Genomic DNA, 2,833 nt, shown 5'->3' on the forward strand with positions numbered 1-2,833 from the left:
ATTTTGACCCGCTCGTTAAATTACTGATCGAAGCCCTCAGTACGGAATTATTCAACGTTTCCAATGATGTCCGTAACCTGGAAAACAGGATTTTGGATAAAATATCAAGAATTCTGGCCTCAGATACCCTTACCTCTGCCCTCCCGGCTCATGCCGTTTTACACGCGCGTCCTTTTGAACCCACTGAGGTTATAGAAAACACGACCCAGTTCTTTTACAAGAAAAAATTTAAGGAGGCTGCCGAAAATAGCAAAGAAAACACACTTGATGTCTTTTTCAGTCCCCTTAAACCTGTAACTGTTTATAATGCGGGGGTCGCCTTCTTTGCAAGTGGTCATAATTTATTTCAGTTAGACAGCCATCTCCACAAAACACTCGCTGCAAATACATTTTCTGGCAGCCATTTAAAAAACAACACGGCTTATGTCGGAATGGAGATTGCATCAGGTATAGAAAAACTAGACGGCATCAGCTTTTATTTCGATTGGAAGAACTATATAGTCAATGAAGAAGCTTATGATTTGCTTTCTCTATCTAAATGGACATTGAATGACCTTCCTGTACATACTTCCCTGAACAAATTTTTTCTGGATCATCAAAAGCATGGGGAAGCTGCATTTGAAAAACAAGATGTGCTCCATTTGCTTTCACAAGATGTTCATGCCTTCTATTCTAAAAGGTTTCTAACTATCGATCAGGAAGATCTTCTGCCTGCTCAAAATTATCTGAAACTTTATCCGGAAGAATTTGAACAACTCTTTCCACCCACCATGCTTGGATTGTTTAAGAAACCTATGATCTGGCTAAAAATCCAGTTTCCCGCTGCAATTACAGAGCAAATGCTGGAAGAAATGCACATTACCATCAATGCCTTTCCTGTGGTGAATAAAAGGTCAAACGAAATTAAACACAGGCTAAAAATGATGACCAATATCATTCCTGTTAAATTAGGTCCTAATGACCAGTTTTTATCCGTCAGCCAGCTCACCGATAAAACAGGATACACTTATCTGGAAATCCCGCACAGTCAGGATGAGGAAAACAATACAGGATCCTACTCTATCCGTTATGGAGGAACCGAAAGACTGGACACCAGGAATGCGAAGGAAGTTGTAGATTATCTTTTTGAACTGCTCCGAGATGAAAAAGCAGCCTTTTCTGCTTTTGGTTCTGATTTCCTAAACAGCTCTTTAAAGGATCTGGAACAAAACATCTCTATTATTGAACAAAAAACACGCACACAGCTCAGCAATATTAAAGAGATGCTCAATTACATTATTGTTAAACCTTTAAATGATATAGATATTATGTTTCTCGATTTCTGGACAACCAACGCGGAAATTGGTAATCAAATCCGCTCTGGAAGCCGTTTGCAGGCTTTTGAGAACAGTAAAGTTATACCTGAAAGCCTATACTTTTTAAGCAACAGCGTTGGTGGCAGATCAAGATTAAACTCTACAAACCGGGTTCAGGCTTATAAATATGGTTTAACCACAGGTGACAGGATCGTAACGAAATCTGATATTGTTAATTTTTGCTTTTATGAGCTGGGAAACAAGATCAAAGGGGTGGATATCCGTAAAGGTTTAATGCCCGCACAAAACCCAAAAGCAGGTTTTGTAAAAACAACTGATGTAATGATTACACCAGCAGCACAAAATGGCTTAAATAATGATGAATGGAACTCTATCCTTGCCCTGACCAAATCAAAACTGGAAAACAGAAGCATTATGAATATCCATTATCGACTTTTGTTAAACTGATCATTAAAGATATACCGTGTAGCCCAGATAAGAATTGCTGCTTTCGGCACCCAACGTTCCCAATTTATGCTCTTCGCTGGCGAGCAGGTTGATTTTTATTTCCGTTTCTGCCGGCATTAAATATGATACAGCTGTATTGATCAGATAGGCATATGCCGTGCCCGGCATAAAATAAACCAACCTATTGGTACTCGCCGGACCAATATGGATGGTCACTTCTTCCTCATCGGAATCGAAACTGCTGCCGATAATGGAGTCTATCCCTAGAGCACCTTGCCCAAGTTTAAATTGCATACCTTCCTCTACTGCCGTTTGTTTAAAGCAAGGTGTACTGTAAACTATATCGACGGGGATTTTAAAAAGTAGATTTAACAATTGTCCCAAAAATTTTACATCATTCCTTTTTTGATGTATGATGGGCAAAAGGTGCATCCATATGATGCCTTGTTCTTTATCAAAGAGCTCAAATTCTTTCCATTCAGAAGCAAAGATCCTGGTCAGATCACTATAGCTTGTTTTTTTATCCAGTCTGTTCTCATACAGCTCAAACTGTATCCTCAAATGGTTAATTTCTGCCTCAAAGGGCATAAAGAATCTCCTTGCGTCTTTCTCTTCTGCTCTTTTTTCCTGCACATCGGCAATCATTTCTTCCTCACTCATACCCGTACTACCTGATGGTGGCCGATGAAAAAGCCCCTCAGGCAGCATATCATAAAAACCTTCCCGGTTCACCTCAATATTAAGGCAATCTTTTCTTTTACTTTCAGAATAATAGAGAGAGTAATTACTGATTTCTTTTGCATAAGCACGTTTTTTAGGGCCTATTGGAATAACCGAGATCTGATCTGCCTGGAATTCATCCGTTTCTATCAATTCCGCGGCTTTAGCTGTTGCCTTGTAATCTGTGTTTAAATCATTCCTGAGTTCTAATCTTCGTTTCATCTATTTATTTTATACTTTATTCCCAGAGGGAGATATTCAAAATTTGTGTTTATTTTAAAGCATTCAGTAATCGTAAAGATTGTATTAATAATTGTACCAGTTTATGAAAAAAAATTAAGGTATTATAT

At 38.5% G+C, this 2,833-nt stretch carries 2 protein-coding genes; one reads left to right on the forward strand and one right to left on the reverse strand.

What is annotated here, in order from left to right; genetic code table 11:
- A partial coding sequence (locus DBR11_RS29720) for a type VI secretion system baseplate subunit TssF (protein ID WP_108554897.1) occupies positions 1–1,763 on the forward strand: 1,763 nt, incomplete at its 5' end.
- A gap of 3 nt (positions 1,764–1,766) precedes the next feature.
- Here DBR11_RS29720 and DBR11_RS22740 read toward each other — a convergent pair.
- On the reverse strand, positions 1,767–2,705 hold the full coding sequence (locus tag DBR11_RS22740) for a type VI secretion system baseplate subunit TssG (RefSeq protein ID WP_108554898.1): 939 nt from the start codon (positions 2,703–2,705) through the stop codon (positions 1,767–1,769).
- Between the last annotated feature and the right edge of the window lie 128 nt (positions 2,706–2,833).

This window comes from Pedobacter sp. HMWF019, from assembly GCF_003061025.1.
GTDB lineage: Bacteria > Bacteroidota > Bacteroidia > Sphingobacteriales > Sphingobacteriaceae > Pedobacter.

What these genes read in the sequence shown, in the direction of transcription:
- DBR11_RS22740 (WP_108554898.1), bottom strand. Translation starts at nt 2,705, where the DNA reads ATGAAACGAAGATTAGAACTCAGGAATGATTTAAACACAGATTACAAG.